Source organism: Bacillus safensis, from assembly GCF_039619585.1.
Taxonomy (GTDB): domain Bacteria; phylum Bacillota; class Bacilli; order Bacillales; family Bacillaceae; genus Bacillus; species Bacillus safensis.
This window is the reverse complement of record NZ_CP154909.1, coordinates 1,236,924-1,252,915: the sequence shown is the minus strand read 5'-3', so window position 1 is coordinate 1,252,915 and position 15,992 is coordinate 1,236,924. Positions and strand designations below refer to the sequence as shown.

At 39.6% G+C, this 15,992-nt stretch carries 15 protein-coding genes and 1 riboswitch; of the genes, 4 read left to right on the top strand and 11 right to left on the bottom strand.

Annotation, left to right across the window (positions count from 1 at the left end):
• Position 1: 1 nt before the first annotated feature.
• Entirely contained in the window at positions 2–2,212 is a 2,211-nt protein-coding gene (locus AAYR28_RS06360) for a PAS domain-containing sensor histidine kinase (protein WP_034623371.1), read from the bottom strand.
• A 293-nt stretch (positions 2,213–2,505) separates the two neighbouring features.
• On the opposite strand from AAYR28_RS06360, the gene AAYR28_RS06355 reads away from it, so the two are divergent.
• The gene (locus tag AAYR28_RS06355; protein ID WP_041116436.1) at positions 2,506–3,525 is read left to right on the top strand and encodes an acyltransferase family protein; all 1,020 of its coding nucleotides are present in this window, start codon (positions 2,506–2,508) and stop codon (positions 3,523–3,525) included.
• Positions 3,526–3,553: 28 nt separating this feature from the next.
• Here the strand turns inward: AAYR28_RS06355 and AAYR28_RS06350 are convergent, their stop codons facing one another.
• The 5 genes from AAYR28_RS06350 to htpX form a co-directional block, all read right to left on the bottom strand.
• Complete coding sequence (locus AAYR28_RS06350) at positions 3,554–3,727, bottom strand: hypothetical protein (protein WP_170825835.1); 174 nt, start codon at positions 3,725–3,727, stop codon at positions 3,554–3,556.
• The gene (locus AAYR28_RS06345) at positions 3,720–3,884 is read right to left on the bottom strand and encodes a hypothetical protein (RefSeq protein ID WP_087975542.1); all 165 of its coding nucleotides are present in this window, start codon (positions 3,882–3,884) and stop codon (positions 3,720–3,722) included. Before AAYR28_RS06345 ends, AAYR28_RS06350 begins: the two co-directional genes overlap by 8 nt.
• Before the next feature lie 6 nt (positions 3,885–3,890).
• Positions 3,891–4,409, bottom strand: coding sequence for a DUF421 domain-containing protein (locus tag AAYR28_RS06340; RefSeq protein WP_034281527.1), 519 nt, complete (start codon positions 4,407–4,409; stop codon positions 3,891–3,893).
• A gap of 294 nt (positions 4,410–4,703) precedes the next feature.
• The gene (locus AAYR28_RS06335; RefSeq protein ID WP_080701186.1) at positions 4,704–6,050 is read right to left on the bottom strand and encodes a TrkH family potassium uptake protein; all 1,347 of its coding nucleotides are present in this window, start codon (positions 6,048–6,050) and stop codon (positions 4,704–4,706) included.
• Between the two features lie 144 nt (positions 6,051–6,194).
• Positions 6,195–7,094: a protease HtpX gene (htpX, locus tag AAYR28_RS06330; protein WP_034281524.1), complete on the bottom strand. Its 900-nt coding sequence runs from the start codon at positions 7,092–7,094 to the stop codon at positions 6,195–6,197.
• A gap of 278 nt (positions 7,095–7,372) precedes the next feature.
• On the opposite strand from htpX, the gene AAYR28_RS06325 reads away from it, so the two are divergent.
• A complete protein-coding gene (locus tag AAYR28_RS06325; protein ID WP_345808954.1) occupies positions 7,373–8,089 on the top strand; it encodes a DUF1836 domain-containing protein in 717 nt (238 codons plus the stop codon).
• Between the two features lie 123 nt (positions 8,090–8,212).
• Positions 8,213–8,410, top strand: coding sequence for an alpha/beta-type small acid-soluble spore protein (locus tag AAYR28_RS06320; RefSeq protein WP_034281522.1), 198 nt, complete (start codon positions 8,213–8,215; stop codon positions 8,408–8,410).
• A gap of 36 nt (positions 8,411–8,446) precedes the next feature.
• On the opposite strand, the gene AAYR28_RS06315 is transcribed toward AAYR28_RS06320, so the two are convergent.
• The 4 genes from AAYR28_RS06315 to AAYR28_RS06300 form a co-directional block, all read right to left on the bottom strand.
• A complete protein-coding gene (locus AAYR28_RS06315) occupies positions 8,447–9,625 on the bottom strand; it encodes an anti-sigma factor domain-containing protein (protein WP_046310746.1) in 1,179 nt (392 codons plus the stop codon).
• Complete coding sequence (sigI, locus tag AAYR28_RS06310; protein ID WP_345808953.1) at positions 9,622–10,377, bottom strand: RNA polymerase sigma factor SigI; 756 nt, start codon at positions 10,375–10,377, stop codon at positions 9,622–9,624. Before sigI ends, AAYR28_RS06315 begins: the two co-directional genes overlap by 4 nt.
• A gap of 215 nt (positions 10,378–10,592) precedes the next feature.
• Positions 10,593–11,384 (bottom strand): TerC family protein, encoded by a 792-nt coding sequence (locus tag AAYR28_RS06305; RefSeq protein WP_041116428.1) that lies wholly within the window; start codon positions 11,382–11,384, stop codon positions 10,593–10,595.
• A gap of 31 nt (positions 11,385–11,415) precedes the next feature.
• A riboswitch (yybP-ykoY riboswitch) is annotated at positions 11,416–11,586 on the bottom strand.
• Between the two features lie 77 nt (positions 11,587–11,663).
• On the bottom strand, positions 11,664–12,278 hold the full coding sequence (locus tag AAYR28_RS06300; protein ID WP_034281519.1) for a DedA family protein: 615 nt from the start codon (positions 12,276–12,278) through the stop codon (positions 11,664–11,666).
• A 246-nt stretch (positions 12,279–12,524) separates the two neighbouring features.
• Here AAYR28_RS06300 and AAYR28_RS06295 point away from each other — a divergent pair, with 246 nt between their 5' ends.
• Complete coding sequence (locus AAYR28_RS06295) at positions 12,525–14,945, top strand: bifunctional diguanylate cyclase/phosphodiesterase (protein WP_345808952.1); 2,421 nt, start codon at positions 12,525–12,527, stop codon at positions 14,943–14,945.
• Between the two features lie 234 nt (positions 14,946–15,179).
• On the opposite strand, the gene AAYR28_RS06290 is transcribed toward AAYR28_RS06295, so the two are convergent.
• Entirely contained in the window at positions 15,180–15,644 is a 465-nt protein-coding gene (locus AAYR28_RS06290; protein ID WP_087975546.1) for a MarR family winged helix-turn-helix transcriptional regulator, read from the bottom strand.
• Positions 15,645–15,992 lie beyond the last annotated feature (348 nt).

Sequence of the window (15,992 nt, the reverse complement as noted above, 5' to 3'; positions counted from 1 at the left end):
GTTACTGCTCTCCTTCTTGTTTCTGCTGCCTAAGTGGCAGCGTGAGATGGAAGACGGTTCCTACGCCTTCCTCACTTTCTACCTCAATAGTTCCTTGATGCTCTTCAATAATTTTATAACTAACCATTAAGCCAAGTCCAGTTCCTCTTTCTTTCGTTGTATAAAAAGGCTCACCTAGACGCTTTAGCTTATCCTCTGCCATTCCGCAGCCTTCATCACGCAGTGAAATGACAATATGCTCCTCGCCCTTCCGCTGAATGCTCACATAGACATTTCCTTTGCGCGGCATGACTTCAATTGCATTTTTTAAAATGTTAATAAAGACCTGCTTTAATTGGTTTTGTTCACAATAAATGAGCGGAATCTCATCCAGCACATTGAGATGCATTTGAACATTGCCAAGATTCGCCTGTGCGTGCAGAAGATCCATCGTGTCTTTCACAATCTGCACCACATTTTTTTCTTCATATACAATGGCTTGCGGTTTCGCTAAAATCAAAAATTCGGTGATGATGGATTCAATTCTTTTCAGCTCTGATGTGATGACATTGAAATAGAGCGAATACTCCCCTTCTATATTTCCTTTTAACAGCTGAATGAAGCCTTTTAAGGCTGTCATCGGGTTTCTAATTTCATGAGCAATTCCAGCGGCAAGCTCTCCGACCACATGAAGGGTATCTGATTTTCTCACCCGCTCTTCTAATTCCTTCCGCTCTGTCACATCTCTAAAGATCGCCAAATTCATATTATGGATAATGTTGCGTTTAAAAGAGAATTCCAGGATACGCTGATCTGGATGATTCAGTACAAACGGAACCTCATTATCCATTTCATCTAATGACATCGCCTCGGCGGGCTGAGCCAAATTTTCTATTTGATAAGGGGCAAGGATGTGGAAAAGATTCATTTCTGTTAAATGATCGTCCTTCAATTGAAGCAGCTCGCTGGCAGATGGATTGACTTCAATGATTCGATATTGATTATCAAAAAGAACAATGCCGTCCATTGATCCATTAAATACTTTGCGGAATTTAAGCTCACTTTCGCGCAGCTCCTGCTCCATTCTTTTTCGATCACTTACATTACGTAAAATGGTTAAGTGCTGTCCTTCTAATACCGCATGCTTTGATGTAAACTCAAGCTCTTTATACTGTCCATTTGCCATTTTGAACAATAGCTCTTCCCTTATTTCATGATTCCGGATATAGCGTCTTCTTGTTGGTCTATATCTCTTATCAGATTTGACGAGAAAGTCGGTAAGTTTTTTGCCAATCAGCGAGTGCATTGGTAATTCAAAAATTCGGCAGGCTGATTCATTGGCTCTCACAATCTCTCCATCGTCCGCCCATATGATGATGGCATCCATTGCATTTTCGAAAATTTCTCTAAAGCGTTCTTCACTTTTTAACAGCTTCTCTTCCATCAGCCTTTTTTCTGTAATATCCCGCATGATGGACATATAAAAACCACTCATCACATTTGATGTAATGGTGAGTTCAAATAATTTGTGCTGGCCAGATTGTAGAGTAACAGGAAGCTCTCCTTTTGCTTTTCCTGTTTCTTTAAGTGACGTCAAAAGGTGCTGCAAGGCGGGAAGATTTTCTTCTTCGACAAATTCATGTAAATAGCGATCGGTTAAATCAGTCTTTTGCAGCTCAAAGCTCTGACAAAAAGAATGATTCGCATCAATCATGCAGCCATCCTGATCAAAAATGACCATCCCATCAATCGCTCGGTCAAACAAATCTTTGAACAGCTGCTCATTCATGGAGCGTTCTCGTTCTAATATTTTCTTTGATGAAATATCTCGCATAACCACTATATATTGCTGATTCATGGTGTCGTGCTCTGCGACAAATTCAATGTATTTTGTTTCGCCATTTTCCAGCTGAATGGAGATTTCTCTTTTTAACGTACCTTTTCGAAAAAATAGATCGAGTGAGCATTCAACTTTATCTTTCGGGATGCCGTATAGGAAATCTAGAACGGATTTATTGAGGAGGTCTTCTTTCGGTGTCTGGACAAGCCTGCATGTTGCTTCGTTGGCTTGGATGATGTTGAGGTGCTGATCAAATATAAAAATGGCATCGAGCGTCTTATTTAACAGCATTTTTTGCTGCATCAACTCAGTTCGCAAATATTCGTTCTCTTTTTCTAATTTTCTGATATCTCCCGCAGGGGTTAACCTATTGCCATCGAGCGTTTCAGTCATTCTCTTACACTCCTTTTCCAGCCTCATTCCTCTACAATATTTCTACAATATTTTCATTGTTCCTTCATTCGACTCATAAAAAAAGATAACTTTTTACACGAAGACTGTCTCATTTATTTCATTTGGATGACAGGATTGTATAACGATTCACTTTTCTTACGCTTCTTTTACAACCGTTCTACAATTTCACATCAAATAGCGAATTAAGCCAAAATGTATTTTAGAATGAGGCAAATAAGGGAACAGTGCACTTAGAACATTTATGTTCGAAAACGAGCAGGAAAGGTGATGTTATGGCATCTTCACGAGATAGTTATTTTGATAATGCGAAATTCCTTCTGATTTTTCTAGTTGTTTTTGGTCATTTGTTACGATCATTCATTCATGATAATGACTGGATGCTCTATTTATACAAGTTTATTTATACCTTTCACATGCCCGCCTTTATTTTAGTTTCTGGCTTTTTTGCAAAAGGGTTTAGAAAACCAGGCTTTATGAAAAAAGTCGCCGTTAAGCTGATCATCCCATATTTAATCTTTCAGGTGATCTATTCGGTTTACTATTATCTATTACAGGATCAAAGCATGGCCAATTTAAATCCAATTGATCCGCAATGGTCCTTATGGTTTTTAATTAGTTTATTCTTTTGGAACTTGCTGCTTATTCCTTTTTCAAAACTGCCGTTCCACTGGGCGATGATTGTCAGTTTATCGATTGCATTACTTGTCGGTTATGTGGACAGCATCAGCGATACACTCAGCTTATCACGTACGTTTGTCTTTTTGCCTATGTTTTTAGCTGGATTCTATTTAAAAAAGCAGCATTTTGAATTCATCCGTACAAGCAAAGGAAAGCTTGCAGCACTTTTTGTATTAATGGCTGTGTTTCTGTTTTGCTACTTCTATGAATTTGATTATTCCTTCTTATTTGGCTCAAAGTCGTATGCTTCTCTTGGGGATGAAGGAATGATTGCGGCGATGAAACGAATGGCATGGTATTTGCTTGCATTTGGCGCTACTTTCAGCTTCTTTGCATTAGTTCCAACACGCCGTTTCTTCTTTACAAAATGGGGAACAAGAACGTTATATGTTTATTTATTACACGGCTTTGTGATTAAGCTGCTAAGAACCACTTGGTTTGATGACTGGGCGCTAAATGCAGCAAGTGTACTCATTTTATTGCTGCTGACCATTCTGTTAACCTTTACCCTGTCTAGCACTTTTGTCAAAACCGTTGCACAGCCAGTGATCGAGCTCAAAATGACCAATCTCATGCGAACGATCACCGGCAGGCAAGGGAGTTATATCAAATAAAAAACGATCCTTCATGGATCGTTTTTTTCTATTTCTTATTCTGCTGACATGCATCGTCTTTCTTTGGCTTCACCAATGTATCAATCCATTTGCTGCTGTTAATATCTCCAAGCTCACTGCCAAATTCCTCTTCTAAAATATCTGGGTCCATTGGCTTTTTATGGTCCTTCATCTCTTTGCTCTTCATATGCTTCTTAGTCACGAGATGCTCCCCCTTGTTTCCCTTTATGAGAATTTCGGTTTGCCTGACGATCTCTTGATTGTTCGTCAAATTGAGTTTGTCCTTGATCATGTGCCATACTTTCTGTCGGCGTCATATTATTTGTTAATGCTTCATTTTTCGCTGCTTTTCTTTTCATCTGAATTCAGTCCTTTTTTGACAGGTTTAGTTCTTCTCTTAATTGGTCAAGGAGTTCTTTCATTTGCTTGACCGTCACTGGCTTTTCCTCAGGTTTTAACTCATAGCCAATTTGCCCATTGGCTTCTAGCGTGGCTCTTTTGAGACTGCTGATGTCAGTGATGCCTTGCTGCTTTAAGCGCATTTTAAATTGATCCCTTGTGAGCCTTGTTTTCTTCAGCTTATGATCAAGCATTTCGCCATCCTGTAGAATAACGACCGATTTTCCTGAAAGCAATTTTTCAAAAAAATCCGATTGAATCGACAGCTTTTCCATAATGACAAGTGCCACAATAAAGATGGTAGCTGCATAAATGGTTTCAAGTAAATTATGCTCAATAAAGGGTTGGATAATAATCGATCCGATTGAAATCATGATGACTGTTTGTTGTACAGTTAATTGACTAATCGATTTAGGCCCTGCTATTCTCAGCAGCAAGGTACCAACTAGCAGCATGACAATTGCTTTCCATAACACATCCAGCACGTCTCGTTCACCTCTTACCTATAGATTGCGAACATCCCATGTGATTTAGCCAGTTAGATAATGGAAATAAAAAAACAGCATTCGAATTGAATGCCGTAAGATGTTGACAAAGGGCCAAAATGAAGATCATTTTGGCCCTTTGTTTTCATTTCAGCGTGATAGAAAACCTTTTAAGTCTAGGAAGGACGAGCACCGGCACGGAGCGAATTTGACATTCGTGAGTACCGGACCGCAGAACTGCGGGCGAATGCGAGGGTTTGTTTACACGCTGACAGCATTCAATTTGAATGCTGTTTAGCCAATAATGACGCGCTCTTTCGGATAATGATAATTTGCTTCGCTTTCTCTTCGGCCTATTAAATATAAAAAGCTTGGAATACCGATCCGGCCAATAAACATGACAACCATGATGATACATTTACCAAACACAGTGAGATCTGAGGTGATCCCAAGCGACAGCCCCGTTGTTCCGAAAGCAGAGCAGACTTCAAATAAATTTTCAAGAAGTGTATTATGCTCTGTTAAGGATAACAGGAACGTAGCACCAAAGACCAAAATAAAGGCCATCATGGTTACCATAAGAGATTTATTAATATCCGCTTGATGAAGCTCTCTCTTGAAGATTTTGATGGATTTATTTCCCCTAGCAAAATGAAACAAGGCAAGTAAATTAAGAGCAAACGTAGTTGTCCGAATGCCGCCCCCCACAGAGCTTGGGGAAGCCCCGATAAACATGAGCATACATAAAAATAAAAGCGTCGGTTCCGTCAGCTGCGTAATATCTAACGTTGTCAGCCCCCCGCTTCTTGTTGCAGTCGATTGAAACAAAGAATAGAACAAGATTTCGTGCCAGCTTTTCCCTACAAAGCTAAACCCGGCTTCAAGTGCATATATTCCAATCGCTCCAACAACGACAAGGCCGCCGAACGTGAGCGTTGTGATTTTTGTAAACAATGAGAATGATGCGTGCTTTCGGTCCTGATTGAACAAATAATCCTTCACTTCCACGAGCACAGGAAAACCAATCGCTCCAAAGATGATCAGCAGCATCGTAATAAACTGGACGAAATAATCATCTTTGTAAGGAATAAGAGAACTCCCTGTAATATCGAAGCCCCCATTGGTTGTCGCACTAATACTTGAGAAGAAGCCATGTAAGAAAGCGCCTTGCACATCGTAATACTTGAGAAAATACATGCTTAAAATCAGCCCGCCGACAAACTCAATCAGCAAAATTAAATATAAGACCTGCTTCATTAGTTTCACAATTCCAGATAAATTGCTTTGGTTTTGATCTGCCATGATAAGCTTTCTTTCTTTAATTCCAATTCTTTTTCGCATAACTAGCCATACGAAGGTACCGAGCGTCATAATACCGATGCCTCCGATTTGCAGAACAAATGCAAGGATCCACATCCCTGCCACACTAAATGTTTGTGAGGTGTCGACAACAGTCAGTCCTGTAACACTTACAGCACTCACCGCTGTAAACAAGGCATCAATGAATGTCCATTTGACTCCCTCTTGATGAGCCACTGGCAGGCTGAGAAGAATAAACGACACGGTCACAGCAAGAAAATAATAAAGGGCAATCAACTGAAAAGCTGACAGCCGGTCAATTAGCTTTTTTATAGGATTCATTGTCATTCCTTCTTTTATCTATCTTTTCGAATACCTTTATCATTTTAATGAAAAGAGACACGATTTTAAAGCTATTTTATGCTTTATTTTCTTTTTCATCAAAAAGAAAAGACATCCTGTTAAAGAATGTCTTTTTCCTCTTTCTTATTTTGCTTCTAGTCTTCTGATTCTTTCGTTTAAATCAGGGTGTGTTGAGAAAAGAGAAGCTTTTCGTTTACCGCTGATTTTAAGTGTAGCGACTGCTGTTTGATCATCATCTTTGATTCTTGACGTGTACGCCTCAAGTGAACGAAGCGCATGAATCATTTTATCTTTACCTGCAAGGTCGGCTCCGCCGCGGTCTGCATGGAATTCACGGTGTCTAGAATATGCAAACACGACAAGGCTTCCTAGGATAGAGAAAATGATTTGGAAAACAATCACAGCGATAAAATGAACAATCGGCACAAGCTCTTCGCGTGAAACAAAACGGCTAGCGATCCATGCCGCAATTCTTGAAAGGAACACAACAAACGTGTTGACGATTCCTTGAAGCAGCGTCATGGTCACCATGTCACCATTTGCAACGTGAGCGACTTCGTGGGCGATTACACCTTCAACTGCTGCATCATCCATTTCCTGAAGCAATCCAGTTGATACCGCAACAAGTGATCTTCTCTTAGAAGGACCTGTTGCAAAAGCATTTACTTCAGATGATTGATAAATACCAACCTCAGGCATTTTAGAAAGGCCTGCTGCTCTTGATAGTCTGTGCACGCGGTCAACTAGCTGCTGCTCATCATATGTTAATGAATCCTTTTCTGGATTTAACACGCGTACACCCATCATCATTTTTGCCATCCAGCGAGACATTGCAAGTGACATAAACGAGCCAACAAAACCAACAACTGCACTGAATACAAGAAGATAAAGGATATCAAGTCTTCCGTCTGCTCCTATATAAGAACCAACACCAGTTGCTGCACTAATAACCGACAGTACAATACCAATCGTAGTGATAACAAGAATGTTCGTTAATATAAACAGAAATATTCTCTTACCCATACATAACCTCCGCTGTCATATTAAGTTCAAATGAACTTATTAATAAAATTATAAAAATAAACGTCTCAAATTGCAAGGAAAAAGGAATCACTTTCTTTGTTTATCATAACGGCTAAAGCCCCGTCACATCAATATTTACGACATTTGCCCCAGCAGAAAAGTGAACAAATTGTGACGCACAGGTCTGATTTTGAGTTTATTTTGCATTTTCATCAAAAAGAGACTATGATGTTGAATTAGATCAATAATCACGTTTTGACGTACAAATGAGGTGGAACATGGTTACTTTTAAATTAACGAGAATTGACATGACAAGACTTCTGTATTCTCTAAAAGGAGAGGGAGATCTGACTCCGCTTCAGCTTTTGAAACTATCTGTAAAAAATGGCAAGGATCATGACTATGATGAATTAAAGATCCCGTCTTTTTTTGAGAAGCTTGAACGGCGGAAGCAAAAATCAGAGCATGGTCTTTCTACAAATGAAATTGTTGAGCTTGGCAACTTGTGTGAGCTGACTTCTCTTAAATCGACGGCGATCCAAAATTGGATCAAACGTGATATTAAAGATATGATTGGCCATCCAGAGCTTGGCAAGAAGTACTCTATTGATCAGGTCGTTATTTTATTAATTGTCAGGGATTTAAAATCAGTTTTTGACTTCGATACCATACGTATGATCTTATCTGCCTTATTTAACACCATCACAGATCGAACAGATGATATTATTAGTCCAATCCGTTTTTATGAAGCATATGCGCACGTCCTTGATTTTATTTATCACCATACACAATTTCCATTAAAGGAAACAAATTTACGAGAAATAACCGAGGAGCGGACAGACAAGCTTCATGACGAGTTTACAGAATTGACGAAGAGCCAATGGAATTTGATTAAAGGGATTATCAGTTCTACCGTCTTCTCTGTCTTTACTTCTCATTTGCAAAGTACAGCTCAAGAAATGATGTATAATACGCTGCAGCTGAATAAGGGATAAATAAGAACCGAGGTGACCTTCATCATCTCGGTTTTTTGTACAGCAATTGCCAGCATAATTGTACGGCTTTTTTTTCAAAATAAGAAGGCGCAACAAACATGAGGTGAAAGGAGGAATACGAACATGGCAAATCGAAATCAACTTCTTGTTCCTGGAGTAGAACAAGCTTTAGATCAATTTAAATACGAGATCGCTCAAGAATTTGGCGTCACTCTCGGTTCAGATACAGTTTCACGTGCAAACGGTTCTGTTGGCGGTGAAATCACAAAAAGACTCGTTCAACAGGCTCAATCACAAATGGGTAATCAATCTAAATCATGACATGGTGAAATACGCCGGAGCTATTCTGGCGTTTTTTTATTGTTGATATGTGTGCTCATGCCGGTTCTCGCGATAAGGAAACGGTGCACCTTTCCCTTTTTGCTTTGCATGTTCTCTTTTTTGTTCAGCGGATGGATGGTTCTGATCCCTGCCGTTTTTTTTTGCGTGTTTTTCTGCATCACCACGTGATGTACCGTTCCAGTGTCTTCTTTCATCAGGATCAGTTGAGTGATTTTTTTTTTGCTCTTTATCGAAAGAATGATCCTTTTCTTCCTTTATGTTGCTGTCTTTGCTTTCATTATCAGGTTTTTGAGGCTTTTGAACAGATCCTTGCTCTTCCCTCTCTGCCTCCTTCTGCTCTTTGTGCTCAGCTTCAGGAGCCTCTTGATCTGGCTGCATCTCTTCGCTATCGTCTGTCTTTACGTCTTCTTGATTGTCTTTATCTGCTTGTTCTTCTTCATGTTTCTTAGGATCTTCTTCCTTCACAGCATCGTTCTCTGCTGCGTCTTCATCCTTTTTGATGTCTTCATGTTCTTTATTTTGCATTTCTTGATTTCTAATATATGTTCCTGTTGAAATGCCTGCCTTTTGAGCTTTTTCTCTTGTTTCCAGGTCACTTTCCACAGTTTCCAGCTTATAATTGCGTTTTTGATATTCACCAGAAATGGTGTTAATTTTGCTTTTTACGTTTGTTTTATATGTATTGTCCTGCTTGTTTTCATAAACGGTTGAAATATAAATACTTTTAGAATTGTTCACATATCCTTTTTTGTCACAGTCATCTATAATTTCCTGCACGACTTTGGTCATATCGTTTTTCTCTAAATCCTTCATACTCGCCAGTACTTGCTTTGCATCTTTATTCAGCGGTGTGACACCGATCACTTGATAATTGTGATCAAGCTTCAGCTCAAAGCTTGGATTAATGTCAATTGTCATATACGCATATGCTTTTTGACTTGAGAAAGATGGCATCATAGTAAAAATTACGACAATAATCGCTGCTATTGATAGGATTCCTGCATTTAACGGACGTAAACGAAGCAGGTCAAAAAAACCGGCTCTTTTTCTTTCGAGACGTGATTCATTCGGAAAAGTCACTTCTTGGCCGATTTCATAGTTTTGCTCTTCATATTTTGTCCGCAGAAATTGTCCATCAGGGGTCAGCAGCGTGACATATTTTTTGTTTTTCTCTACTATAATGCCTCTTCTCATGAATTAAGCACCCCTTTAAGGTAATCTTTCAAATACACATAATCACCTGTCATAATGATCGCCATCGCAATGATATATTTTCTATTTCTCTCAATCGTTTTGCGGCTGACTTCCACTAGCTTTTCCAGCTGTTTGACAGGCAATTGTTTTTTCTGAAATAAAATGGTTCTCAGCTCATCGTGTTCAACGAGTGTATGGGCTACTTTAATGGCATTTTGCCTGGCATCTGCATGCTTTGGTGAATGCTCAAGCAGCTCTTGAAACGTGAGACCGTAATCTTTCAATCGTTCTTTAAAATGTTCAATCTCTTCTCTTCTATGTTCTTGTTCAATTAAACGCCTATATTCATTTGCAGAGAGCTCTGCTTCAATCATGCTTTGAGAGTATTCGCCATTCTCACTTTCTTGCAGGTCCATTTGAACCGTTGGCGCATTTCTTGCTTCTTTTCGAATATAGTCAATCACTTTTCTTTTAATAATTAATTCTGCGAAAGCAAGCAGTGAGTTTCCTTTTTCGGCAGAGTATTTTTCTATCGCTTCATTAAAGGCTATTAAGCCTATGCTGAATTCATCATCTTTTTCATCTATATATCGTTTACAAACGGATGAAACCGTCTTAGCGACAAATGGTTTGTATTGCTCTATTAATGCATTTTGCAGTTCGATATCACCTTGTTGAATACTGATAGCCGACTGCTCTAATGTTTGCTTTTTCTTTCCTTTTTTAAACAAAAGGCTAAGCAATGGTTTCACCTCAGTTCTCCCTATATTACTCATTTATGATAGCTAATTTATGAGGGAAGCGCAAAGGAAGAAATGAGGAATTCATTTCCTGTTACTCAATTATGACATGTATGTCACCATCTACTTTACAATGTTTCGTCTAAAAGCAAAGAAATAAGGGGGTATCTCCCCCTTATTTGTAATATACGTGTTATGAAAATGAAATGATATTTCTTTCAAAAAACCTACTCTCCCAGGCGTGCCTCTTGTTTCTCCTCGTTTTCCTGCCCGCCTTTTCTTGATGGACTTGATAAAAACCAGCCAAATGCTGCAATTGCGAGAAGCACTGTCCAGAAAATGACTTTCCATAATGCTGAATGGATAAAATGAGACGATACGACCCCGATGGCTGGATGTGACAGTGTATAAAGCGTGAGCTTCACACCCACCCATCCGACAATGACAAATGCTGCTGTTTCTAGGCTCGGTCTTGTTTTGAGCAGTTTCACAAAGACCGTTGCTGCAAATCGCATAATAACAAGACCAATGATACCGCCTAAAAGAATAACAATAAATTGACCGCCATCGAGTCCGCCGATTTGCGGAAGACTTGTTTTTGGCAGTGTCACAGCTAAAGCGACTGCCGCTAAAATGGAATCTACAGCAAAAGCAATGTCGGCAAGCTCTACTTTCACGACTGTTGCCCAGAAGCCGCTTTGTTTCATGTTTGTATCTGTTTCCTTTTTCTTAAATACGTGCGATTTTAAAATATGGTGAATGGAAATATAAAGAAGATAAATGGCACCAATGGCTTGAACTTGCCACACATCCACTAAAAACGAAATAAGAAACAGAGAACCAAATCGCATAATAAATGCTCCTGCAAGTCCGTAAAACAGTGCCTTTTTTCTTTGTTTTTCTGGAAGGTGTTTGACCATCACGGCCATGACCAGCGCGTTATCAGCTGCTAAAATCCCTTCTAATCCAATCAGTACGAGCAGAACCCACCCGTACTCTAAAATAATGGCTGCATCCATCATCATTCCTCCTTGTTTTTATCTATTGTCCCACAACAGACAAAGGCTTATGAATGCAAAAAAGACCTTTGCCTGTAATGGCAAAGGTCTTGCTAGACATGTGATATGTAGAATCATGCCAACAAAGCCGATGAACATCAGTCCATGTAATGACGACTTTGTTTCCGGTAAAAACCGGACGCTACTCCCCTTTGGCGGGATTTAGAATATTTAGATTACTTATATCTTAATCAATAGACACTGAATTGTCAACAGATGACTTTTGCTCTGATCCATTGATTAGGCAGTTGGCGTTTCTGTTTTTCTTTTTCTTCGTTTTATAAATAGGTACAGAACAAACAATAACACAACACCGATCCCAATTGGTAGAAGATAAGGATCTAACATAGCGCCAACCTCTTTCCAGTTCTCTCCAAGCATAAACCCAAGATACACATATACAAACGTAATTGGTGTAATCGCCAAAAACGTATACAGGCAAAAGACCCACACATTCATCTTAGCAATACCGCACGGGATGGAGATCAGTGTTCTGACTCCTGGTATAAACCGGCCGCTGAATGCGACCAATCCGCCATGCTTTTCAAAGAAAGCATCCGATTTATCAAGTGACTCAGGTTTTATAAAAAAGTACTTTCCATATTTATTTAAAAAGGGTCTGCCGCCGTAACGTCCTAACCAGTACAAGGTCAACGGGCCAGCCACGCCGCCAATGGAGCCGGCCGCCACAACACCGATAAAGGCCATGTCCCCTTCTGAGACCCAGTAACCCGCAAGAGGCAAAACCACTTCAGCAGGTACAAATTCAATGCATAATGCGAGGAAGATGCCAAAGTATGACAAGTTCTTAAAGGCATCAGCTAATGAAATAATAAAATCTTCGATGTTTATCAATCCCTTTCACACATAATCATTTGACTGATTCTATCTCTTTTAGAATCACACCATATATTAAACGAATAAAACCGAAGAAACGATTCACTTTTCATCGTTTTTTTACATTAAATTTGATTTTACTATAAAAGAAGGATGAAAAAAACGTTGATTGTTGTATTTAAGTGAAGGAAAGGTGAACACAGAAGCCATTCGATCCGATATATTAAGTATATGTCTGTTTTAAGATACAGGAGGTTTTCTTACATGACCCATTTAACAGGAAGCTACAATGGATGGCTTGTCTTTCTGTCAATTGCTGTCGCCGCTGTCGCCTCCTACTCAGCTCTTCATATAGCCAGCAGGGTAGCACAGTCAAGCGGTGCAAAGAAAAAGGTATGGCTGCTCATTGGTGCAATGATCATGGGAATGGGGATATGGTCGATGCATTTTATTGGCATGATGGCATTTCAAATGCGTGTTGGCATTACATATGATACGTCCTTACTGATTTTATCGATTTTGGCCTCATTTATCGGATCCTTGATTGCTTTTTCAATATGCATTCAAAAGCAGGTCTCTAGAAGACGGCTGTTCATTAGTTCAATCACCATGGGTACAGCTATTTGCAGCATGCATTATCTTGGAATGGAATCAATGGCCAATGTCTCAATCAGCTATGATCCAGTCCTCTTTTTTCTTTCATTTTTCATCGCTGCCATTGCCTCCTACTTTTCATTGAAGCTCTTCTTTCGTGTTGAGCACATGAAAAGTAAACGGAAGAATTATCTTTTAAAGAGCCTTGGTTCAATGTTGATGGGCGGTGCTATAGCAGGCATGCATTATACTGGTATGGCTGCCTCTACCATGTTTTATCATTCAAATGGACAGGCTGCTGCAGGCGGCTATCTTGAAATGTCGCCATTCAGTCTGTCGATTTTCATCGGATTGATGACACTTATTGTTCAAACGCTGATGATCTTTGGTGCCTATATTGATCACCGGATCATGACGCAGTCAGATCAGCTGAAAGAAAATGAACAGCGGTTTCAATCGCTCATCAAACATAATATAGACGGCATTATCGTGTTATCTGTCGATCAAAAGGTTCTTTCTGCAAATGACTCTGGTAAACAAATCTTAGAGTTGTGCAATTCTAAGATTGGTGATGATGTCAGCCAATATGTGATGCCGACTGAGTTGTGGGAAGAATTTATTTCTCAGTCAAAAAAGGCCATCACACGCGAAGCAGAACTGAAAACAGCAGATCGTTTTTATTATTATCATGTCACTTACATACCTGTTCATGTGAACAATTCACTCGACAGCATTTATCTTGTTTTAAAAGATTTAACACAGCAGCGGATTGCAGAAAAAGAAATTCATGTGATGGCACATTATGATGCACTAACAGAGCTTCCTAACCGCCGCCACGGCATCAATCATTTAAATGATGTTCTCTCCGCTCAAGAAAAGTCAAAAACATCAACAGCGGTTCTGTTTCTGGACTTAAATCGTTTTAAAATTATTAATGATGCACTAGGGCATAACATAGGAGATTTACTGCTGAAAGCTGCCGCAAACAGACTAACGCAATGTTTACCGGACAATGGCTTTATCGCAAGACTTGGCGGTGATGAATTTTTAATGATCTTTCCCCACATGGATCATGATACACATAAAATCGAACAATTTTCTAAAAATATCATCCATCAATTTGAACGTCCTTTTTTCATCCAGAACCATCAGCTCATTACATCGATCAGCATTGGAATCGCTATCTCTCCGCAAAATGGAAAAAACGGGATGGAACTGATGAGAAAAGCCGATATGGCCATGTATTTATCCAAAAAACATAAGCAAAGCCGTTATGAATTCTTTACCGAATCCATGGAAAGATTGAGTGAGGACAGGTTAAACCGGGAGCTGGAGCTGAGGGATGCCATTCAAAGAGAGCAATTTGTCCTTCACTACCAGCCGCAAGTCAGTGCCAAAACAAGAAAGATGACTGGGGTTGAAGCCCTTTTGAGAATGAAGGCACCAGATGGTTCCTTAAAGTCACCTGAGGCTTTTATTGAGCTGGCAGAGGAATCAGGTCTGATCATTGATATTGGCAGATGGGTCATTGATACGGCTGGCAAGCAGGCAAAAATGTGGTATGACGATGGGCTGAAGATTCCTGTGGCTGTCAATTTATCTGCGAAACAATTCAATTCTGAAGACTTAATTGATTTGATCAAGCTCACACTGAAAAAATACGACCTGAAACCGTCACTCTTGGAGCTTGAAGTCACAGAAAGTATGACAATGGACAATATCAAGCAATCAAAACAGGTGTTAACGTCGCTGAAACAGCTTGGCGTCCGCATTAGTATTGATGATTTCGGTACAGGCCACAGCTCATTAAGCTATTTAAAGGATTTACCGATTCATCGAATGAAAATTGATAAATCCTTTATAGAGGATATTTTAAGTGATTCAAAGTCTGAACAGATTACAGGGGCTATTATAGCGATGGGACATCAATTATCTCTCGAAGTGATAGCAGAAGGTGTTGAAACGTTTGCACAGGCTCAGCTATTATCTGCCCAGGGCTGTGACGACCTGCAGGGGTTTTATTATGCCAAGCCGCTGCCAGCAAGCGATATTGAAAAATTCATCGCCTATCCGGCGCTGCTTGACACATAAAAAAGGTGCCAATGATGGCACCTTCCAGCGCGCAGACAAACCCTCGCATTCGGTGTCAGTCCTGCGTGCCGGTGCTTACGAATGCTCAATTCGCTCCGCTCCGGTACTCGTCCTTCCTAGACTTCAAAGGTTTTCTGTCACGCTGAGCTGAGAAGAAGACAAAGGGCTAAAATAAAGATCACTTTAGCCCTTTGTCAACAATTTAAAAGGTGCCAATGATGGCACCTTTTCGTTTTATCTAAATAATAAATGCTGACTGTGAATACCTGCTTTTTTCAATAGACTAATCAATTGCTCTTGCTCTTCACGCGTCAGACCAGAGAATGCACGCGCAATCCGAAGAGAGTGGATCGGATAAATCTTGTCAAGATAGCTTCGCCCTTTTTCCGTTAAATGGGCATAAACCGACCGTTTATCCTTGGGGTCCTGTTCTCTTTCAATGAAACCATTTCGTTCTAATTTGTCAATTACGTACGTCACATTCCCGCTGACAAGCAGGAGTCTTGAGCCGATTTGCTGAAGCTTTTGAGCACCTCTTGTGTACAGTAATTCAAGAACGGCAAATTCAGTTGGATTAAACCCATGCTCTTTGCTGTCTCTAATACTGTGTTCTGAAACGCTTTTAAATGCTCTTGCAAAAACCTTGTAAAGCGTCATTGAGCGTTCTACTTCTTCTTCATTAAACGATAGTCTCATCACATATCTACCTCTTATAATATTTTTTTAACTTCAAGGCTGTCTTGCGGTGCAGTTGGAGCCTTTCGTAAAAAATAGAAGTACATTTTTGAAAACCCTTTCAACCACATAAGTGACTCCATTCGTGTTATGTATAAGGTTTCGATATAAACTTTTAAAATCCTTCTTATTTTTCACAATCATCTCGAAAAAAAGCTTTTTCAGCAAACCATCAAGATGCGACACACTTTAACAAAATCTGTAAAGAATCTATGGTTTCTTACACTTCATTCGCCAAATTTCTACAAAATTCAATATTGCTATAATATTAAACACAAAAAAAGAACCCTTTATGTGACATACGCACATTTC

What these genes read in the sequence shown, in the direction of transcription:
- AAYR28_RS06325 (WP_345808954.1), top strand. Translation starts at nt 7,373, where the DNA reads ATGGTTACTTTTAAATTAACGAGAATTGACATGACAAGACTTCTGTAT.
- AAYR28_RS06355 (WP_041116436.1), top strand. Translation starts at nt 2,506, where the DNA reads ATGGCATCTTCACGAGATAGTTATTTTGATAATGCGAAATTCCTTCTG.
- AAYR28_RS06335 (WP_080701186.1), bottom strand. Translation starts at nt 6,050, where the DNA reads ATGAATCCTATAAAAAAGCTAATTGACCGGCTGTCAGCTTTTCAGTTG.
- AAYR28_RS06345 (WP_087975542.1), bottom strand. Translation starts at nt 3,884, where the DNA reads ATGAAAAGAAAAGCAGCGAAAAATGAAGCATTAACAAATAATATGACG.
- AAYR28_RS06320 (WP_034281522.1), top strand. Translation starts at nt 8,213, where the DNA reads ATGGCAAATCGAAATCAACTTCTTGTTCCTGGAGTAGAACAAGCTTTA.
- AAYR28_RS06360 (WP_034623371.1), bottom strand. Translation starts at nt 2,212, where the DNA reads ATGACTGAAACGCTCGATGGCAATAGGTTAACCCCTGCGGGAGATATC.
- htpX (WP_034281524.1), bottom strand. Translation starts at nt 7,094, where the DNA reads ATGGGTAAGAGAATATTTCTGTTTATATTAACGAACATTCTTGTTATC.
- AAYR28_RS06315 (WP_046310746.1), bottom strand. Translation starts at nt 9,625, where the DNA reads ATGAGAAGAGGCATTATAGTAGAGAAAAACAAAAAATATGTCACGCTG.
- AAYR28_RS06295 (WP_345808952.1), top strand. Translation starts at nt 12,525, where the DNA reads ATGACCCATTTAACAGGAAGCTACAATGGATGGCTTGTCTTTCTGTCA.
- AAYR28_RS06305 (WP_041116428.1), bottom strand. Translation starts at nt 11,384, where the DNA reads ATGGATGCAGCCATTATTTTAGAGTACGGGTGGGTTCTGCTCGTACTG.